At 43.2% G+C, this 19,443-nt stretch carries 24 protein-coding genes; 11 read left to right on the forward strand and 13 right to left on the reverse strand.

From position 1 onward, the window contains the following. The first annotated feature begins 99 nt into the window (after nucleotides 1-99). The 8 genes from gmk (at nucleotide 100) to Q3A68_RS19860 (ending at nucleotide 5,777) form a co-directional block, all read left to right on the forward strand. Nucleotides 100-672, forward strand: a complete 573-nt coding sequence (gmk, locus tag Q3A68_RS19825; protein WP_302902872.1) for a guanylate kinase — start codon at nucleotides 100-102, stop codon at nucleotides 670-672. Nucleotides 673-815: 143 nt separating this feature from the next. Next, nucleotides 816-1,394, forward strand: coding sequence for a nicotinate (nicotinamide) nucleotide adenylyltransferase (gene nadD / locus Q3A68_RS19830; protein ID WP_302902873.1), 579 nt, complete (start codon nucleotides 816-818; stop codon nucleotides 1,392-1,394). Between the two features lie 36 nt (nucleotides 1,395-1,430). Beyond that, nucleotides 1,431-1,649 (forward strand): hypothetical protein, encoded by a 219-nt coding sequence (locus tag Q3A68_RS19835; protein WP_302902874.1) that lies wholly within the window; start codon nucleotides 1,431-1,433, stop codon nucleotides 1,647-1,649. Between the two features lie 99 nt (nucleotides 1,650-1,748). Then, on the forward strand, nucleotides 1,749-2,348 hold the full coding sequence (locus tag Q3A68_RS19840) for a MiaE family protein (protein WP_302902875.1): 600 nt from the start codon (nucleotides 1,749-1,751) through the stop codon (nucleotides 2,346-2,348). A gap of 69 nt (nucleotides 2,349-2,417) precedes the next feature. Continuing rightward, the gene (locus tag Q3A68_RS19845; RefSeq protein WP_302902876.1) at nucleotides 2,418-3,656 is read left to right on the forward strand and encodes a sensor histidine kinase; all 1,239 of its coding nucleotides are present in this window, start codon (nucleotides 2,418-2,420) and stop codon (nucleotides 3,654-3,656) included. Beyond that, nucleotides 3,653-4,357 (forward strand): LytR/AlgR family response regulator transcription factor, encoded by a 705-nt coding sequence (locus Q3A68_RS19850; RefSeq protein WP_302902877.1) that lies wholly within the window; start codon nucleotides 3,653-3,655, stop codon nucleotides 4,355-4,357. The genes Q3A68_RS19845 and Q3A68_RS19850 overlap by 4 nt, the downstream gene beginning before the upstream one ends. 117 nt (nucleotides 4,358-4,474) lie before the next feature. Then, nucleotides 4,475-5,227, forward strand: coding sequence for a dioxygenase family protein (locus Q3A68_RS19855; protein WP_302902878.1), 753 nt, complete (start codon nucleotides 4,475-4,477; stop codon nucleotides 5,225-5,227). Between the two features lie 19 nt (nucleotides 5,228-5,246). Next, entirely contained in the window at nucleotides 5,247-5,777 is a 531-nt protein-coding gene (locus tag Q3A68_RS19860) for a hypothetical protein (protein ID WP_302902879.1), read from the forward strand. Between the two features lie 76 nt (nucleotides 5,778-5,853). Here Q3A68_RS19860 and Q3A68_RS19865 read toward each other — a convergent pair whose 3' ends face one another. Next, on the reverse strand, nucleotides 5,854-7,461 hold the full coding sequence (locus tag Q3A68_RS19865) for an FAD-dependent monooxygenase (RefSeq protein ID WP_302902880.1): 1,608 nt from the start codon (nucleotides 7,459-7,461) through the stop codon (nucleotides 5,854-5,856). Between the two features lie 5 nt (nucleotides 7,462-7,466). Continuing rightward, a complete protein-coding gene (locus Q3A68_RS19870; protein ID WP_302902881.1) occupies nucleotides 7,467-8,177 on the reverse strand; it encodes an SAM-dependent methyltransferase in 711 nt (236 codons plus the stop codon). A 56-nt stretch (nucleotides 8,178-8,233) separates the two neighbouring features. Here Q3A68_RS19870 and Q3A68_RS19875 point away from each other — a divergent pair, with 56 nt between their 5' ends. Further along, nucleotides 8,234-8,950 carry a hypothetical protein gene (locus Q3A68_RS19875; RefSeq protein WP_302902882.1) on the forward strand — a complete coding sequence of 239 codons (717 nt, stop codon included), beginning with the start codon at nucleotides 8,234-8,236 and terminating at the stop codon, nucleotides 8,948-8,950. Between the two features lie 136 nt (nucleotides 8,951-9,086). Here the strand turns inward: Q3A68_RS19875 and Q3A68_RS19880 are convergent, their stop codons facing one another. Next, nucleotides 9,087-9,668 carry an OmpH/Skp family outer membrane protein gene (locus Q3A68_RS19880; RefSeq protein WP_302902883.1) on the reverse strand — a complete coding sequence of 194 codons (582 nt, stop codon included), beginning with the start codon at nucleotides 9,666-9,668 and terminating at the stop codon, nucleotides 9,087-9,089. A gap of 717 nt (nucleotides 9,669-10,385) precedes the next feature. On the opposite strand from Q3A68_RS19880, the gene Q3A68_RS19885 reads away from it, so the two are divergent. Beyond that, a complete protein-coding gene (locus Q3A68_RS19885) occupies nucleotides 10,386-10,520 on the forward strand; it encodes a hypothetical protein (RefSeq protein ID WP_302902884.1) in 135 nt (44 codons plus the stop codon). 196 nt (nucleotides 10,521-10,716) lie between these two features. Then, nucleotides 10,717-11,124, forward strand: a complete 408-nt coding sequence (locus tag Q3A68_RS19890) for an EthD family reductase (RefSeq protein ID WP_302902885.1) — start codon at nucleotides 10,717-10,719, stop codon at nucleotides 11,122-11,124. An 89-nt stretch (nucleotides 11,125-11,213) separates the two neighbouring features. Here Q3A68_RS19890 and Q3A68_RS19895 read toward each other — a convergent pair whose 3' ends face one another. The 10 genes from Q3A68_RS19895 to Q3A68_RS19940 form a co-directional block, all read right to left on the reverse strand. Continuing rightward, complete coding sequence (locus tag Q3A68_RS19895) at nucleotides 11,214-12,470, reverse strand: pyridoxal phosphate-dependent aminotransferase (RefSeq protein ID WP_302902886.1); 1,257 nt, start codon at nucleotides 12,468-12,470, stop codon at nucleotides 11,214-11,216. Nucleotides 12,471-12,676: 206 nt separating this feature from the next. Further along, nucleotides 12,677-13,135 carry a PA2169 family four-helix-bundle protein gene (locus Q3A68_RS19900; RefSeq protein ID WP_302902887.1) on the reverse strand — a complete coding sequence of 153 codons (459 nt, stop codon included), beginning with the start codon at nucleotides 13,133-13,135 and terminating at the stop codon, nucleotides 12,677-12,679. Nucleotides 13,136-13,212: 77 nt separating this feature from the next. Further along, a complete protein-coding gene (locus Q3A68_RS19905) occupies nucleotides 13,213-14,229 on the reverse strand; it encodes an LLM class flavin-dependent oxidoreductase (protein WP_302902888.1) in 1,017 nt (338 codons plus the stop codon). A 117-nt stretch (nucleotides 14,230-14,346) separates the two neighbouring features. Further along, a complete protein-coding gene (locus Q3A68_RS19910; protein ID WP_302902889.1) occupies nucleotides 14,347-14,997 on the reverse strand; it encodes a hypothetical protein in 651 nt (216 codons plus the stop codon). Between the two features lie 141 nt (nucleotides 14,998-15,138). Continuing rightward, nucleotides 15,139-15,600, reverse strand: a complete 462-nt coding sequence (locus tag Q3A68_RS19915) for a MaoC family dehydratase (RefSeq protein WP_302902890.1) — start codon at nucleotides 15,598-15,600, stop codon at nucleotides 15,139-15,141. Nucleotides 15,601-15,942: 342 nt separating this feature from the next. Beyond that, entirely contained in the window at nucleotides 15,943-16,074 is a 132-nt protein-coding gene (locus tag Q3A68_RS19920; RefSeq protein WP_302902891.1) for a hypothetical protein, read from the reverse strand. An 18-nt stretch (nucleotides 16,075-16,092) separates the two neighbouring features. After that, nucleotides 16,093-16,824, reverse strand: a complete 732-nt coding sequence (locus Q3A68_RS19925; RefSeq protein ID WP_302902892.1) for an acyl-CoA desaturase — start codon at nucleotides 16,822-16,824, stop codon at nucleotides 16,093-16,095. 286 nt (nucleotides 16,825-17,110) lie between these two features. Beyond that, nucleotides 17,111-18,352: a BamA/TamA family outer membrane protein gene (locus Q3A68_RS19930; RefSeq protein ID WP_302902893.1), complete on the reverse strand. Its 1,242-nt coding sequence runs from the start codon at nucleotides 18,350-18,352 to the stop codon at nucleotides 17,111-17,113. A 273-nt stretch (nucleotides 18,353-18,625) separates the two neighbouring features. Then, nucleotides 18,626-18,868 (reverse strand): hypothetical protein, encoded by a 243-nt coding sequence (locus Q3A68_RS19935; protein ID WP_302902894.1) that lies wholly within the window; start codon nucleotides 18,866-18,868, stop codon nucleotides 18,626-18,628. 30 nt (nucleotides 18,869-18,898) lie between these two features. Then, nucleotides 18,899-19,378 (reverse strand): hypothetical protein, encoded by a 480-nt coding sequence (locus Q3A68_RS19940; protein ID WP_302902895.1) that lies wholly within the window; start codon nucleotides 19,376-19,378, stop codon nucleotides 18,899-18,901. Nucleotides 19,379-19,443: the final 65 nt, after the last annotated feature.

Genomic DNA, 19,443 nt, shown 5'->3' on the forward strand with positions numbered 1-19,443 from the left:
AGGTTGTAAATGTTGTAGTGGTTGAAGTAATTATAGCTCCGACATTTACAACCATTACAACCATTACAACCATTACAACCATTACAACCATTACAACGAATGCCAGAAGAAGGTAAACTCATCATATTTTCAGCACCGTCCGGAGCAGGTAAAACAACCATTGTGCAGTATCTGCTTACTAAAATTCCTGATCTTGAATTTTCTATTTCGGCAACAACCCGGCCGGCGCGTGGCGATGAAAAACATGGTAAAGACTATTATTTTATCAGCAAAGAAGAGTTTCTGCATAAGATTGCCAAAAAGCACTTTGTGGAATTTGAAGAGGTTTACAGTGGTACTTTTTATGGGACATTGCGCGAGGAAATAGAGCGTATCTGGGCTAACGGTAAAGCTGTGATATTTGATATCGATGTGGAGGGCGGCTTACACCTGAAACGTAAATATGGTGAAGCAGCTCTCGCTATCTTTGTTCAACCACCGTCGTTAGAGGTTTTAAAAGAGCGTTTAACGGGTCGTGGTACGGATAGTAAGGAGAAATTGCAGGAACGGTTTGCAAAAGCTGAAAAAGAATTGAATTATGCCCCTCAATTTGATATTATCCTGAAAAATCACGATCTTCAGACGGCATGCATTGAGGCGGAGCAGTTGGTGAGTGATTTTCTTCGGAAATAAGTTCATAGTTAATGGTTCATAGTTCATGGGCCGTACCCGGATCCGGGTTAAATAGATTGAATTCTTCTCGGTCTATACTATAGAATATAATGCCACTTGATAATTAATTGCTATGATCTATGAACTACTTACCATGAACTGACATGAAGATAGGCTTATTTTTTGGTTCATTTAACCCTATACACATCGGACATTTGATCATCGCCAATTATATGGCGAACCATACTAACCTCGATAAGGTTTGGCTGGTAGTATCGCCGCAAAACCCCCTGAAAAAATATGGCGATTTGATCAATACCTACGACCGTCTGGAGATGGCAAAACTGGCTACCGATAATTCAAGAAATATTGCAGTAAGTGATGCGGAACTTCGCCTGCCGCAACCATCATATACCATTGATACCTTGACCCATTTGAAAGAGAAACACCCGGAGCACGAATTTGCTATCATCATGGGTTCTGATAACCTGGGTACACTGCATAAATGGAAAAATTATAAACTTATTCTGCGCGATTACCGCATCTATGTTTATCCACGCCCCGGCTATGAGAACGCCGAATTTGCATCGCACCCGTCAGTCACTATTACCATGACTCCGCTGATGGAACTCTCTGCCACATTCATCCGTAAATCCATCGCAGAAAAGAAGAATGTTCAGTATTTTGTGCCTGATCCGGTATTGGAATTTATTGAGAGCAAAGGTCTGTACCGCCATGGGTGATTAAGTTTATAACATTCAGAACTTTTGATGCGTCTAATGCGTAATAGACAACAAATTAGTCAGTTAAGTATTATGCAGCTTTCAAAAGACAACTTGCAGCACTTTGTAAATAACATGCCTGAGAAGATCGACGTTCTGGAGCTTTTTGATAAGCTATTGTTAATGGCCAAGATTGAGAATTCAACCCATCAGGAAAAAGCACAAACCCATGTGCACGAGGAAGAATTGGAAAAAGAAATTGATCTATGGGGATAGGTTATAAAATACAAAACCCTAATCTCTAAATTCTAAATTTCGGAGCGGCTTTCACCTTTGCCCTTTTACCTTTCACCTAAATAACGGTATTTTTGCGTCGTGAGCGAAAGAACCATCCTTAAACTGCAGTTGCCAACAGACCCATTGTGGGTAAAAAATGTTGTTGAAAGCAATATCGAAGAGATCTTAACTGATCATGCTTTTTGCGAGCAGAAGGCTGCGAGCAATGCCATAACGCTTATCGTACAAAACCCCCAACTGTCTGACCTGGTTCAGGAGATGGCCGCATTGGTGCAGGAGGAGATGGATCACTTTAAACGGGTGCACGATATCATTCTTGAACGTGGTTTTATTTTGGGCAGGGAACGCAAGGACGATTACGTGAACGAGCTTCGTAAATTTCTGTCTTCGGGAGGCAGTCGTTCTTCTCAATTGATCGATCGCCTGTTACTTTCTGCCATGATCGAGGCACGAAGTTGTGAGCGCTTTAAGGTAATGTCAGAACATATCGACGATCCACAGCTATCAGAGTTTTATCACGAATTGATGATCAGCGAAGCTACCCATTATACTACATTCATCCGTTTAGCTAAAAAGTATGCAGATGGTATTGATGTGGATAAACGCTGGAAGGAGTTCCTTGACTATGAAGCTCAGGTAATCCAAAACTACGGGAAAAGCGAGACAATACACGGCTGATTCATCTATACAAACGCCCCGGTTACCGATACTTCTTCAAATAACGAACTGAAATATGTTGATTTGCATATGTTTAAGTTCAGGGCCTACCAAATAATTTTTCATATAGCAGGCTGGCTGCTGTTTATGGCTCTTCCGCTGTTGTTTCTCAACGGTGGACAGGATGATCTCGCTTTGATACTCGGTAAACCGCTTTATTGGGTCTTTTGTATAACCTATGTTTTTCTTTTCTACCTCAATTCGTACATACTTATACCACATCTTTTTTTAAAGAAAAAATATACACTTTATGTAATAGTTATACTTGCTTTACTGGCCGGTACTTATTACCTGAAACCTTATGACAGGTTAATAAGGAGTCAAGGGAGGCTAAATCCGGCGTATAAGGACTGGTCGCCAATGCGCGACCGGTTATTAGGAAAAACTATGCCGGGTCCACCGCACGGCGGGCATATGTACAGCCATGAAGATGGCCTGGGTGGACCGCCTCCTGAAGATTCTGCTCGCAGATTTGGCCCTCCACCAGGGTTGCGTACCGATAGCGTGCAAAGGCTGGGGCCATATGGGGGTGATGGGCCTCGTTTTGTGCGTCAAGAGGGTTTTGGGCATCATCGCCCATTTGATGTGATCAGCTTTTTCATTTTCTTAATGATTGTAGCATTGAGTACTGCGATGAAGATCATGGAGCAATGGCGAATGACAGAAAAGCGTGCCATTCAGGCTGAATCGGATAAGGCAAGTGCTGAACTTTCTTTCCTTAAAGCGCAGATCAACCCCCATTTTTTATTTAATACCCTGAACAACATCTACACGCTGACTTTGATGAAAGACGATCATGCGCCGGATAGTATTTTGAAATTGTCTAATATTATGCGGTACGTAACCGATGATGCCATGGCCGATTTCGTGTCGCTACAGCAGGAGGTAGATTGTATTTATGACTATATCGAACTGCAGCGTTTACGCCTGGGTGAAAAAACCGAAGTCGAGGTTGAAATTTCAGGAGACATTGATGAAAAAAAGGTTCCGCCTTTGATACTGATGACCTTTGTAGAAAATGTATTCAAATACGGTGTAAGCAAACACCATAAATCAAGTATCATTATTAAATTGGATGCAGATAAAACGGGTATAAACTTTTTCTGCCAGAACAGCATCTTCCCCGAAAAGAATGAGAAACGACGTGTTGGAATCGGGCTAAAAAATACCAAGCAGCGGCTTGAGCACCTGTACCCCAACAAGCATATCCTGGATATAAACACGGATAATCAAATGTACAGCGTTAAACTTACCCTGCAAACAGCATGACAAGGCTAAAATGTATTGCCATAGATGACGAGCCATTGGCTCTGAAACTGATTGCGAGGTATGTGCACCAGTTCCCGGAGCTGCAATTGGTACAGACATTTGAAGATGCTATATCGGGAGCAGAATATTTAAAACAGGGAACAATCGATCTGTTGTTTATCGATATCAATATGCCCGATGTAAGCGGGTTAGAGTTGGTGCGTTCACTGGATAAAAAGCCGCTTATTATTTTCATTACGGCCTATAGAAACTTCGCTTATGAGGGCTTTGAGCTCGAGGCATTAGATTATATCCTGAAACCCATAGACGCCAAACGTTTTGCAAAAGCCGTTGATAAAGCGATTGACTACTATAAATTTAAAAATAATGATGCCGGGGGAAAAACGGATAACAGCCTGTACGTTTACTCAGAATACCGGATGGTGAAGATCAACCTGGATGATATCGAGTACATTGAGAGCATGGAAGATTACATTAAGATTCATGTTCATAATGCCAAAACTATACTCACCCTGATGCCTTTGAAAAAGGTATTGGAAAAGCTCCCTGCCGACAAGTTTCAGCGCATACACCGCAGCTTTATAGTAGCTGTAGATAAGATCAAATCTATCCATAACCGCAAGGTGCAATTGGCTCATGCAGAGCTGCCAGTAAGCGAAAGTTATATGGATTTCGTGCGCAAATGGATGAAATTTAAATGAAAAAGGTCTTTTTATCGGCACAAAACAACGATTAACCGATACACCATCAGCTGCGCTAACCTGTAACGATAATTTTACGTCAGTAAATAAAATTATCAAACGCAAATTGATTAGCCGATGGAACGCAAGAATTTTCTAAAAACATTCGCCCTGATGGCAGCCGCCGGGCCGATGATTATTGATGGTTGTAAAAAAGATGCTACGACCAAAACTTCCTCTACCACCGGGACGAGCAGTTCTTCTACCAGTACATCCAGCACTTCAGGCAGTTGTATTGTAACCGCCGATGAAACGGAGGGGCCATACCCTTATGTAGGTGGAGAAAGTACCAATCCGCTGGATCGCAGCGATGTGACCGGTGGTCAGACTGGTGTGCCCCTTACCTTGAGTTTTTTAGTGGTAGACGCAGGCAACAGTTGTAACGTAGTAAGCAATGCCCGGGTGGATATATGGCACTGCAATAAAGATGGCTACTATTCCGGTTATGCTAATCAGAACAGCTCACTGGGTGTTAAAAGCTATGTAGGCGAAACCTGGCTGAGAGGATACCAGTTAACCGACTCAACTGGTGTGGCAAAATTTACCACCATTTATCCGGGCTGGTATTCCGGCAGGGCCACACATATTCATATTGAAGTTTATGTGAATGGCGTAATGAAGAAGACCACGCAGATCTGTTTTTCTGAATCGACAAATGGTGTAGTTTATGTCAGTTCGCTGTACTCGGCACACGGGGTAAACCCGATAACCAACGAAGCTGATAGCATTTTGGGTAATTCAACGACCGACCTGGCCAACGAGACAGTAAGCCTGACCGGCAGTGTGAGCGAAGGTTATAGCGGATCGTACACCATAGGGATCAAATTATAAAATTTGAAAATATAAGGCGATGAGTAAGGCAAAGATCAAAATAGTTTACAGGCAGGCAATTGATGAGTCGTGTTCCAGCGCTTTTGAAAAAGCTATTTTCCAGGCATCGTATGATGAGTTCCTGTTAAAATCGCAGGCTTATAACAGCGAGGGTAAGTTTAAAACCTTCAGCAAGATCAAAGCGAATGATGGTCGGGCCAACTCATTGCATTACAAGCTGAGCTTTTCGGTGGGGCATTTTATTGCACAACTGAATAATAAAATACCTGTGATTAAGGATAACAAAGGCAACAAGATTTCCTTTGAGGTGGCAAATTTTGAATTGATCGAATCGCATATTGAAGATGCATCCTTTCATAAAGTCGCGATCAATTATGAAACGGGTTTGCTATCGTTGATCGAGATCATGGGCGAATACCTGTTACTTGCCAACGATGATCTTCCCGAACATGGCCCTACAGATACTTTTGTTCTAAGAATGCAACCCGACCTGTCTATTGTAAGCTACCATGAGATGAATCAACCTCGGATCATATTAAATGCATCCTGACAAAAAATTATTTTACTCCCCTTTTTCATAACTGTGTTTTAATTTGGGCGTCTGCAATTAACCCGGCAGGCGCTTCTTATTTTTGAGGAATTACACCAGCAACGTTTTGCAGGTAGTTATCGAGCATGCCCAAATCAACCACATCGTTCATGTAGCCGATGTGCATATCGGGCCTTACAATGATAGCCATCTGGCGATGAGGATCAGCCTCGAAAGCATCAAAAACATTTACATTTTTCCCTGATGGCGGCAGATAGAAGAAATTGAGTACGCCCGGATATTTGGTAGTGATCCATTTGGCGATAGTGAACAGAAACATCTTGTCAAATTTGCCAAATATGATAAGTGTAAAGCCCGGCTTGGCGCACCATTCGTGCAGATCGGTTTCTGTTTCTTTTTTCTCGTCGTACACTTTCAGGTAAGGCACCCTGTCGCCTGCACGCACTTTGGTACTTTTACTGAGATGTAAGTTTATACTGCTGTCGCGATAAGAAATACCTGTTTGGGAAACTATCCTGAAAAAGAAGGTTTTTAGCTTTTTGCTTCTCCAGGCAATGTTCAAAAGTCTTGGCAGTATCCATTTTCTGTAGATATTGGTAAACCAACTTTTGGACATAACAATTTTAAACGCCTTATCGGTAGTGTTTAATAGTCTTTTTGCTACCGGCATACGCTCATCGGCGTAACTATCCAAAATGCTTTCTTTTATTTGCCCATTGATCACCCCTGCCAGTTTCCATGCCAGGTTATAAGCATCCTGCAAGCCCGTGTTCATTCCCTGACCGCCTACGGGCGAATGGATATGCGCCGCATCCCCGATAAGGAAACATCGTTGTTCGCGAAACCTTTCTGCCATACGGTGATGAAGTTTATAGATAGTAAACCAATTGTTCTGTTCTATTTTTATGGCTGATTTGGTGAGGCTGATCATATACGGCAATACATCTTCCGCTACTACATCTTCTATTTCATTAAATTCCGGTGGCAGATTGCCGATTATGCGATAGCTGTCTTTTTCGGGTAGCGGAAAAAAGCCGGCAAGATTATCCTTATCAAGATACAGCCGGATATAATCACCCGTTAAAAAATCGGTATCCAGTTTCAGATCGGCGAGGTAAAAGAAACTGGGGTAAGTGTCCCCCTTAAAGGGGATTTGTGATTGTTTACGGACCATGCTATGAGCCCCGTCCGCACCGATAACCCAGTCACATTTCAGGTTATATTCACCCTCTTCATTTTTTATTTGGGCGGTTACTGATCCTGGTTCTTGTTGCAATGAAATCAGCGAGGTATTCCAGTAAACAGGGCAGCAGTTTTGAGTCAGATTTTCCAGCAGTACACGTTCATTTTTACTTTGCTGATATAGAAACACGTAGGGGAACGGTGTCATTCCTTCGCCAACATTGCTTAGCGATAAGGATGCCATTTGCCTGCCACCCTGGTTAAAATTCAACCCCTGTGTAGGCTTGCCGTTAGGGATAACCTGGTTGATGATACCCATTTGCCGGTATATCTCAAGGGATCGTGCCTGCACTGCCAGGGCTTTCGATTGATCCGTCGGCCCCAGCTTATCGTCAATAATGATGGGTTGAATGCCATAGCGAAGCAGTTGCGCAGCCATCATCAGTCCCGAAGGTCCTGCGCCTGAGATCAGCACTTTGGTATGTCGTTCGGTGATCACCATTTATATCAGGAATGAAATAAAAGGAAAATTGTTGGCCGCTTATGCAAATCAGGAACCTTCTGCTTCCACTCGGCAATGGTTTTTGTTTGCACGAGCTCGTCTTCTGCTGTCAGGTTGCAGGCAATGCAAAGCCTGGTTTTGGGTGAGCACGACCGTAATATTTCCTCCACCATTGGGTTGTTACGGAAGGGGGTCTCGATAAACAACTGCGTTTGGTTATGACGTTGTGCAAGCGTTTCCAGTTCCTTTATCTTCCGGCTGCGCTCGATTTTATCAATCGGCAGGTAGCCATGAAAGGTAAAGCTCTGCCCGTTAAATCCTGATGCCATTACCGCTAACAAGATCGAACTCGGCCCAACCAGCGGTACCACTTTGATGCCTTTGCGATGTGCCTCGGCCACAATATCCGCTCCAGGATCAGCTACACCGGGGCAACCTGCTTCGCTCATCAGGCCTACATCATTACCCGCAACCAATCCGTTAAAGAACTCGTTAATAGGTATATCGCGGTTGTGTTTGCCATAATCGTGAATGATGAGTTCGCTTTGCGGTGTGCGTAATCCGGCTTCTTTCAAAAAGCGGCGCGCAGTCTTTTCGTTCTCTACAATGTATTCCTTTACCTGGTTAATAGTATCCACCAGGTAGGGGGTGAACGATTTGGCAGCTGCCTGTTCGGCAAGTGGTACAGGGATTAAAAAAAGCGTTCCGGCAGGCATATTGCAAAGTTGGTTTTTTTGTTGTAAATTAAGACATCTGATTTTTGTTTATAAAAATGAAATCGTTAGGCATCAATTGGTTTATAGAAGGGTCCATAGATTTCGAGCATAAGAAATATATTCTGCTTGATTATCTGCAGGAGATCAACCGCCATTTTGATCGCAGCCGGCTGTATCCGAACCTCACCGACCTGATATTTCATTACAACAACCTGCTCGATTTTAAGCGTACCAAATCTATTGTGCAACAGGCCTTTCCGCAACGAATGACACAAGCGGATATCGAAGCGGTAAAGCTCACTTACGAAAAGATTATTCAGGATGATGCCTCCATGCAGGAGATCGAAAGCATTATTTCATACGCACTGTATAAAATGAATCCTGCGATACAAACAGGCAAGGAGATATATGATTTTGTAGAAAGCCACCTGAATATCGACCCGGTTGGACTTGTGCCGCTAATGCCATACAGCGGCTATTTTTCGCTGCGTAATGGCAAGGAGCGTACCAACTGGGTGTACGAATACCAGATCACCATTTTTGAAAATAAGGACGATAAATTCAGGGGGATCAATATTCAGTTTGTGGATACTTATGAGCAGAGCATTACTACTACACCGGAGTTTATTAAACTCGATTTGATCAATAAGCACAGGCACCTGCCCAACCCGGCAGTGTATTATGTTGCCAGCGATATCAGCTTCCCGTTAGAGCAAACCTTGTTGCCCGTAGCTAAAAGAAGTTTGGTGAAATATATTTCGAAAGCGGCGTAAAACAATACCAAAACGACATTGTGAGGAGTGCGCGACGAAGCAATCCCTGATTAGCAGAGCAGCTATGCAAGTTCGACGCCTTTCTATTCGCTCTGTATAGTTTGCGGTTGCCACACTGCGTTCGCAATGACAAGAGTTATTTCCCCGGATTTTCCTTTTTATACTCCTCATTCAAACCGACAAGCACGTCCTGTGTTACATCCAGGCTTTCATCGCCAAACAGCATTGCAGGGTTAGCTTTTGAGTAGGTAAGTACAATTTTGTAGCCTTTTGTTTTGCAGTAGGTTTTCAGGTAAGCTGCCAGTTTATCGTATAGTTTGGAGTTTTGGGCTTCTTGCTCATCTTGTAATTGCTTAGCGGTATTTTGACTAAGCTCCTGTAAGTCCTGTTGTTTTTTTGCCAGGCGTTTTTCAGTTGCGGTACGCTGAGCCAGGTTCAGGCTGTTCGCACTTTTCTGGTAAGCAGCTACTTCTTTCTGGAAGGCCTGCCCTTTGGCAGCCAGTTCTGTTTGCGCGCCCTGCGATAAAGTTTGCAGCCTGGTTTTTATAGCTGCGTAATACGCGTATTTGCTCAGCAGGGTATCCGAGTTGATGTATACAATACCGCCTTTGTTATCGGTGCTTGGAGCAGGCGCAGTAGTGGCAGGTGCAGGAGCAGTTTGTGCATTAGCTGCAACAGTAGCCAGTATGATAGATAATGTGATGATTAATGATCTCATATTATGTGCGTTTGGTAAAAGCTGCGAATTTACAGTTTTAAAATAAACGAGCAAATGATGAAGATTATTGGGTTGATGTGTTTCAGTGTTTTAAATGTGGGTATTCTTTGCGGGGAAACATTGAAACGAAGCAAGTATAAAAAGTGTGGTTTTTCACAAATATGGGTTTTTGTATCTTTAGCGAAACTAAACCAGTTCACTAATTTTTATGAATGCTTTCTCAATACACCATCAGCTTGCCTTTAAGGAATACAGAAGAATTTACTTCACACTTTTATACAATCAAGTATGGATGATTTTGATTCCCGTGGCTGCACTTCTGCTGATCCTTTCCGAAGTAATATTTCGACTTACTAAAAATTACGAGATATTAGGTAATGATTACTATCAGTTTGCTTTGACAATAATTTCTTTTGTAGCTATTTGGACACCATTAATTTCGCTTTACCAAGTCAAGAGAAATTTTAAAAGTACCTATAAATTAAGTGAGCCAACTACATACGAGTTTTCAGATGAGGGGTAAACTGCAACTGGTGTATCTTATGATAGTATATCGGATTGGTCAAAGGTTTACAAAGTTCAAATAATAAAGGGATGGCTGATACTAGATCATCGCCGTTATGCAGCGAATAGGGTAAAAATTGAACCCAGCAACGAGAATAATATCGAGGTGCTAAAGTAATTCCTTAAGGCTGGTCATTTCAAAGCGAAACTTAAATGGTAAACCTTGTTTCGCTGTTCACTCCACTGAATCCAAACACACTGGAACGCCTGAAACAATTAAACACACCAGCCAAAACCTATAACGTAATACTCAAACGTGCAACCTTACTGCAGCTTCACCCCCGCTAGTGCGAGTATGACAGGCAGGACTAAGCGTAAAAGCTACCCGTAACTTTTATTTAGACACGAGTACCCCGAACCCCGGCAATTTTGCGCTGCATACTCGCTCTGGTTAGAGGAAAAATGCCTCGTGGATAAAGCCAATATTTTGATATTTTCGTAATAAAACTCAAATTGAACATTTTACCAGATAAATCAATGAATTATGAAATTAAAACTAATTGTATTGTTTTTTCTTTTATCTGCTTGCATTACTGCGTTTAGTCAGGAGAAGAACAACATTACTGCTGTTGAAAAAGGCCTGATTAAAGTATCTGTTATGTACCCTTATGCCGAAGGTAAAACCTTTAATATGGAGTATTATGAAAGTAAGCACATGCCTATGGTGGCAGCGTTTTTAGGATTAAACCTGGTTAAATACACCATTGAAAAAGGGCTTGCCAGTGGTATACCTAACCACCCCCTGCCTTTTATGGCTATTGGCACATTTTATGTAAAAAGCCTGAGCGACTATCAAACCGCTATCGGGCCGCACAGAGACGCCATTCGAGCGGATTTTTCCAACTATACCAATATCAGTCCTGTTATTTTGGTAAGTGAGGTGGTAAAATAAATGTTATAACGGATGGCCTTCTCCGTACATTGACCGCTAAGGGTCTTTTTCAGGACGAGTCATAGTGTTACACCTGTAACATGTAACACCTATTTCAGCTTCGCCAATGCTTCTTTAATCCTTGGAACAACGCTTCGAATATCCTCCAGCGTACTTGCACCTACCGATACACGGAACCAGTTGACCTCTTCTTCGGTACCAAATGCGGAGAATGGAACCAAAGCTACTTTGGCTTCTTTGATCAAATAGAAGTTAATATCGGTTGAGGTTTTAAGCACATCGCCGGCAGGAGTGGTTTTGCCTGCGTAATCTACTTTTATGGTAAGGTAGATAGCGCCCATTGGTTCAATAGAGTCGACATTATAGCCTTCGGACTTTAGTTGCTGAAAGCCTTCGTGCAGCGTATTCAGGCTGTTTTGCAGCTTTGTTTTGATGTCGGCCAGGTAGGCATTTACTTCGCCTTCGTCCTTCAGGAAATTAGCCATAGCCATTTGCTCTGGCTTTGGCGACCATGCACCCATGTGCCCCACTATGGCTTTCATATTATTGATCACCCCTGCCGGACCGAATCCCCAGCCCACACGTACACCTGTCGAAGCAAAGCATTTGGATGCGCCGTCAACAAATATCACATGGTCCTTCAGTTCAGGACGCAGGCTAACCGGGTTGAAGTGCTCATGATTCCCAAAAGTTAATTGAGAATAGATCTGATCGTAAAGCAGGTATAATGGCTTTTCGCCTGCTACGCGGCTTTTATTTTCGGCGATTACCAAATCGCAGATTTCTTCCAGGTCCTTTTTGTTGAACATGGTGCCGGTAGGGTTCAACGGCGAACACAAAGCCAGCAAAGCAGCGCCTTTCAGATGCGGGCGAAGCTCGTCAGCCGTCGGCATAAAGTTATTTTCAGGCCTGGTCTCAATCATTACCGACTGGGCATTCAGCAAATCGCAATAATGATTATTGTTCCACGACGGGGTAGGGAAAACCACCTTTTCGCCGGGGTTTACCACAGCCAGGTAGATAGAGTAGATCAGCGGACGTGACCCGCCGGAGATCAGTATCTGGTTGGGCTTATACTCTAAATCGTACCGTTTCTTCAAAAATTCCGAAACACTTTCGCGCAGGTTCAGCATACCATCAGCCGCAGGGTAGTTGGTTTGGTTGGCGTTGTAAGCCTCAATAATTCCTGCTTTTAATGGTGCCGGTATTGGGTAGATGCTGGAATCAAAATCGCCAATAGTAAGGTTGGCAATGTTTTGTCCCTGTCTTTTTAACTCATTGATCTCGCCTGCGATCTTGATAATTTCGGAGCCCCTTAAATTCTGGGCCAGTTTAGAAACGGTCATTTCGGATATGCAAATTTTGGATGTGCAAATGTGCAGATTTTAATTTGAAGATGTGCAAATGTGCGGATATGCAAATGTGCAAATGTGACGATGTGCAGATGTTGGACCTCAATAATTTAATAATTCGAAATTGTATGTTCGAAATTCGAAATAAAAAAAGCCATTCCGTACTGGAATGGCTTCTACCATTATAATTAACTATGAAGTTAACTAGCGCTGTCGCGTAGCGATTTGATGCGGTCATGTGAAGCGTTAATGCTTTGCTGCTGACGAAGTAAAATCGGGATCACCTCGGCAGATAAATCGTTTTCAGGGGACAAGGCATCGCGGTAAGCTTTCTTGATGGCATCTTCGCCACGCTCACATTCTGCCAGGATGCCTTTGCGGTCGTGACCGGTAAACGATGCTTTAACGTCGATCCATGCACGGTGTAGTGCACCGGTATTGCTCGTATCATTTTCGGCATGACCGCCTAAATGGTTTACTTCGTCGCGCAATTGCTGGCTGAACTGTTTACTTTCCAGCGAGCAATTCAGGAATATACCTTGAAGGTCCATATCGGTCGGATCAAGGTCCTGTGCCGCTTTCCCAAATCCCTCTGCACGGTCGTTATTGATCTCTATCAGATCGTTTAAAACTTCAACTGATTTTTCGATGGTTTCCATAATGATAAATTTAATAAGTGTTCAATTGAAGAACACCCGGTTATCATTATGGTTTCATAAATTAATTTTTAACTAAATTATTTACCTAAATTGAACTGTTCGGCCAGGTATTGATACGATTTTAGTCTGTCGGCAAAATCCTCGGCAATAGTAACGGCGATGATTTCGTCCACGTCATAATCATCAGCGAGCTTGGTTAGCTGCTGTTTTATTTCGGCGGGTTTCCCGGTGATCATTCGTTTACGATGGTGTATCATGCGTTCCAGCTCATACACGGTATAGTCTATGTCTTTAATATCGTCATAAGTCACCGGTAAAATTCCTTTGCCCTGCTCCAGTTGGTTAAAGCGGAACTCCATCAGTGCCTGGTGTTGGCGTATTTTTTCTTCATCTTCTGAACAGAAAACAAAGATGGCTACACTGGCGGCAGGTTCTGCGCGGTCTTCCGAGGGTTGGAAACGTTCGCGATAGCGCGCCACAGCTTCAGGCCCACCAATAGGGTTGATAAAATGGGCGAAGGATAATCCCATTCCAAAATGGGCAGCGAATAAACCGCTTTCGCCGCTTGAGCTCAGTAACCACATGTCAGGTACGGTTTGTATTTGGGGAATGGCCCTGATCTTTGACAAGGGCGTTCCCGGATCACCGCGATCATGGAAGTAATTGTTCAAATCATAAAGCTGGTTGACAAAGTCCTGTTCACGGAATTGGTTGGATGGGTTCAGCATAGCTGCAGTTAGCCTGTCGGTCCCCGGTGCACGGCCCATGCCCAGATCTACACGACCGGGGAACAAAGCTTCCAGCATACGGAAGTTCTCGGCAACCTTTAAGGCGCTGTGATTAGGCATCATCACACCACCAGAGCCAATGCGGATGTTTTTGGTCTGACTACCTAAGTATGCCAATAAAACTTCGGGTGTTGAACCTGCAAGACTGCCGGTATTATGATGTTCGGATACCCAAAAGCGGGTATAGCCTAACTGGTCGGTATAACGGGCAAGCTCGGCAGTTTCCTGTATAGCTTGCGCGGCAGTAACACCTTTACGTACCGGCGATTGGTCCAATACGCTCAGGCGGATATGTTTTGTGCTCATAGATCAATAAAAACACAAAACTACAGAAGGGGTTGTGGACGGAATGTAAAGATTTAAAGCAAGACCGCCACACTAAATAGCATGGCAGTCTGTGGTTTATTGTGAGTTGTCGTTAATTTATTTAACAGTATAACCGGTAATGGTTTCCACTTCATATGGCGATCCTGAAACACTGGTATCGTTTTCGATCATACCTACACCCTTTGCCAGGTAGATATCATAAACAGCAACGCTCTGAAAGCCGGTACCAAGATCATATTGAAGATCGATCTGCGTATGGATCACATTGTTAAAGGTCTTTCCATTCACAACTTTGGTTATGCCTTTTTCTTTGATGGTATTCACAGTTTTTGCGGGGACACCGGCAACGGTACCGTTATCAGTCGGAGAGGTTGTCCAGCTATAGCCAACGTTCTGTTCATCGTTCCCCATTTGCAATTCTATGGTTATCCCTGCAGCAGCCGAGGTAGCACGGAATGAGTAAAAATGGTTGCTGGCATAAAAGTAACCCGTGCTTGTTCCCTTTGCTGGGGACACGCTGGTGCCTGCATAATAAGTCTTTCCGCCAATTATGCTTGTAGCGCCGGTCATTGTAATGGTCAGCTGACTGGAATTGCCGCCTACTACATCATTATAGGTCCATGTACTGCCGGAGCTAACCGGTAAGTAGCTGTCAGCCGAAGCTGATGGTCCCGGGTTATTCTTTTTGCTGCATCCTGCAGCAAGTATTGCCCCGCCAATAATCATTATCGCAAATATCTTTCTCATGCCCCCGAAGGTAGTTCAAGAAAAATGATAGGAAATGAATAAAGTTTCCACTTACTAACAATGACCGTTGATTGGGGTGATTGAATGATTTCGTTAATAGATAACTTTTCAATCTTAAAACATTCCAACTTTACAACAATACTAGGCATTAAAATGGTACAGAAAAACCACTTCGCCTGTGTAAGCCGGCTTTTTCTGATCTTCAATCTCCATTTCAACACCAATTGTAGCCTTAGTGATGCCCCTTAAATTTACTATTGCTGCAAGCTTTGCTTTTAATCTTACACGCGTATCCACCAATACGGGCTGCCCGAATTTGATGTTGTCAATAGCATAATTGATCTGCATCTTCAGGTTTTGCACGTCTGCTATCTGGTGCCAGAAGTAGGGCAGCAACGAAACAGTCAAATACCCATGCGCGATGGTTGCTCCAAAGGGACCTTCATTTTTAGCCTTTTCCTCGTCAGTATGTATCCACTGGTGGTCCAGCGTTGCATCGGCAAACTGGTTGATCTGCTGTTGGGTGATGGTATGCCAGTCGGATATCCCCAGTTCCTGACCTAAATAAGATTCAAATTCAGCATGATCTTTAATAATTATCATTTTGTTGGTTGTTGATTTGAGTGAATGACGGCGTTAGTGCGGGGTAAAAATAACAAATGGAGGGGGATTTAAAAATCATTGGGAATACTATCCAGGATGAAGTTAAACCTAAATTGAAGTAATTAAAAAAAGCGGGTAACAGGTTTAACCGCATTAATCAGAATTTAATGATGAAAGGATAGGAAAATTAAAGCGGGTGTAAAAGATTTTTTGCGGGGGCGCGGAGGCCCAGCCTTGCAAATGCTACACCGCTGATTTAAGGAAGCCCGGAGGCAAATTTGAGGGCATAGCCCTGCCTCAGTTGGGTATATACCCAACTGCAGAGTCCGATAGATAACGTGTCTACTTCTTTCTGCCTATAGCAATCTCGTCTCTGGAGACGGTTTGTTTTCCGGCCTGGTAATCGGACACCATTTTTTTACCCACTGCAGCCGGGGCCTTTTTTACATTTTTACCGCCTTTATCTTTACTCATGATAGCTTGTTTTTATAGTTAATATGTCTTTCTTAAAGTAATGATGCGCATCCAGTGCATCAGTTTCATCACCGGGTAAACCGGGTCAATCTCGAACCAGCGTTCACCAAAGTTGGCGCTGTTCGGATGTTTATGGTGATTATTCTGGAACAATTCGCCGAGCATCAAAAAGTCAAACGGCGTGGTGTTTTTTGATTTATCATTATTGTCGAAATTCCTGTAGCCATATTTGTGACCGCACCAGTTAACTATAGCGCCATGTATGGGTCCCATCATAAAGTGTATCGGTAATAGCAGGAACAACCACCAGTGCGCCGCAAAAAAGATGTAAAAGGTGGTGTAAGCAGCGCCAAATATTAAACGGGAAGCAATCGAAGAACCCATACGGTCAATTAGCGGCCATTCAGGATAATGACCGGGGAACTTCGCTTCAGGATCTTTAATGCGTTTCACATAATCACCAAAAGTGCTGATCGTTGCTTTCATCATCTGATAGATATCTACGAAAAAATGAGGTGAGTGCGGGTCCTGGGCGGTATCGCTGTAGGCATGATGGGCGCGGTGCATCAGCGCATAGGCACGCGGGTTTAAGAAAGATGTGCCTTCAAAAAGATAGGCCATCAGATAAAAGATACGCTCCCAGGTCTTACTGGTTGTAAACATCCGGTGCGAGGCATAACGGTGCTGGAAGAAGGTTTGAAAAAACAGCGATAGAAACCAGTGCGCTATAAAAAAAACTAAAATGATCATAAAACTAAAATAAATTACTGTGTATCAACACAGGGTTAGAATCGATAAGAAGCGGGGAAAGGTTTTATATTCCTGTCAACCTGGACTGCTTGAGCGTAGACGCAACATGAGTTTTGGAATGCGTCTGGAAAACGAGTGTATAAACTGTTTTGACTAAATGCAGGTGCTTTTTATTGAAGATATATTTATTTAACGCCGTAGAGCAGCATTTGTTTTACGTCTCTGCGAGAAACTCTGAGGAGAGAAAGGCCTAACAGAAAATAAGTAATACGGAATAAAATTTTGACTAAAAGGATTCGCCCAAATTCAAAACAATGGTACGATAGCCCTTACTAAAAGCATAGTCCAGCCCGATATTGGTATTAGAGCCTTTGTTAAACTTAATTCTCAGACCACTGCCGGCAGCGGGATGCCAGGCAGAAAAGAAGGTTCCCGAACCGCTAACGGTGTTGACATTGGCAAATATCACAGCTCCCACTAAACCATTGGCAGTAATATCACGCCGGTACTCGCCTTCCAGGTAAAATAAACTTCTACCCCGGTACCTGCTCTGATCGATGCCTTCGCCTGAACGGTTATAAGGGTCCCAGCCAATAGCAGGAAGGTCGAGGTATGGCGCCGGGCTGTTAAAGACCGTCCAGAAATAGCTCCAGAATGCCAGCGTATTCTGCTGATTAGGTTTTTCACGATTCATAGAAATATATTTCCGGACATCGATATACAATGAATTCCAGTTGTTATTACTTCCCATAAAAACGGGGTTTATCCGGTAAACGACATTAACATAGGAACCGGGCATTGGGTTAATAGAATTGTTGCGGGTATCATATATCATGTTCAGGCTAACTCCGGAGGAAAAAGAATTTCCCTGAAGCCCGCCATGATAATCTGCAAATTGGGCCAGATTAATAGCAGGATCATCGCTGTGAATATTGCTTCGATAGTCAAGATTATAGCCTAACCCAGCAAAAAAATAGGAGGTGATCCGCTTAAGGGCGCTCTGATAAAAACGTGTATAGTTCTCATCAACAAGGGCTTTATCAGAATAACTATGATTACTTCCCAGGCCCCAGGTGTACTGAGGATAGACTAAGAAACGCATATCGCCCTGTATGGTCCAGGTATTGTTGGGAAGCCAGATGCTGGTTCTCAGCGGCAAGCCGAAACGCCCCTTGAAATTCCAGTATGGGGCAAAAACGGCACTGGAAAGATTGGTTGTACTTCGCTGACCCAGATAGATAGCTGCGGTTGTACTTGTAATCAACGCCCTGCCGCCACCGCCCGGAATTGCACCGCTTATGGGCAGAATTGAAAAATAGACCTTTTTTTCACGCTGCTCCCTTGCATGTTGAGGAGCTATATGAAATACACCCTTTGCCACGTCGATCAGGTCGGTCTGGCGGCTTGTATCCTTGATTTGTTTGTTGACCGGGACGACATCTCCTGCATTCTGCGCGAATAAGGCTGCCGGGAAAATGCAGCAGGAAATGATGATGAATGATTTATAAAAAATAATTGGTGTTTTCATGGATACTGATGGGCAAACGGTTGAGAGACCCGCGCTGGAAATGAACCTCGCTCAATGGGTCAAACGTCTGATAAACATCAATACACCAAGCATCTCTTCTATATCAACCACTAACAGGACGTTTTGTTAGACCGTAGGATGGATTTGACGTAAACAGATTTATCGATATTGGTGAATTGACTCTCTGCAGGAGAACCTGCGGGGTTGGAAGTAAATAAAAAAATCCCTCTGGACAAAGCCAAAAGGGATCCATGCAAAAAGTTAAGGTCTCGTTTACGAATAATGAATTCTTATTCCATTGACAAGCTGCTTCAGTATATCAGCGCTTAGCCTGTAATGTTCGAGTACAGCGTTAAAGTGCTTGTTAAAATCAAACTTACCAAGCACGGTGCCCTGGTCAAGTATCAAAAATTGCCCCTTTCTATCGGGCAAAACAGTTATGCTGCGTTCATCATCATCAAAATTAATAAGCAAATGAAACTGTTGTTGAAGGGAAAAATTTGATTTTTTAAACATGGCGATTAATTTTATAAACGTAAGGTGTAATTATTGTGGTTTAGCCGGCAGCTGTGCATAAATAGCTTTTCGCATCACATCAAGATCTTTTAAACGCTCCTGCTTCTTGGCTATATTTTTATTAAGCGCCCGTATTTTTTCATTTTGTTTGCCGACATTGTTATTAGCCGACCGGGAATCCTTTGCCTTGTCATACGCATTATTGGCGCTGTTTTTTGCATCCTTCGAGTCGCTTAAGCTGCCGTTCGTAGCTTTTGAGGCATCCTGGCTGCTGGAGGTTGCCGCAGCTTGCGCGTCGGAGCCGGCAGAAGTCGCCTTTGACTGAAAACCGGGCAGGTTATTTTGGGCGATGGATAATTGTGCATTAAGGTCGGCAATATCATTTTGAACTTTAACGTATTCTTCATTTAGCTTACCGGTATCGGCAGGCACTTTATATTTCTGCGCAGTGGCGGACATAGCAAAAGTTAACAGTATTACTGTACATAACAGTTGGCTAATAAATTTCATGATTTTCCTTTTAGTAGAAGTGTGGTACGCGAAAAGGCTTAATGCCATATATCGCTCAGAGAATG

It is taken from the genome of Mucilaginibacter tolerans (assembly GCF_030519375.1).
Classification (GTDB): domain Bacteria; phylum Bacteroidota; class Bacteroidia; order Sphingobacteriales; family Sphingobacteriaceae; genus Mucilaginibacter.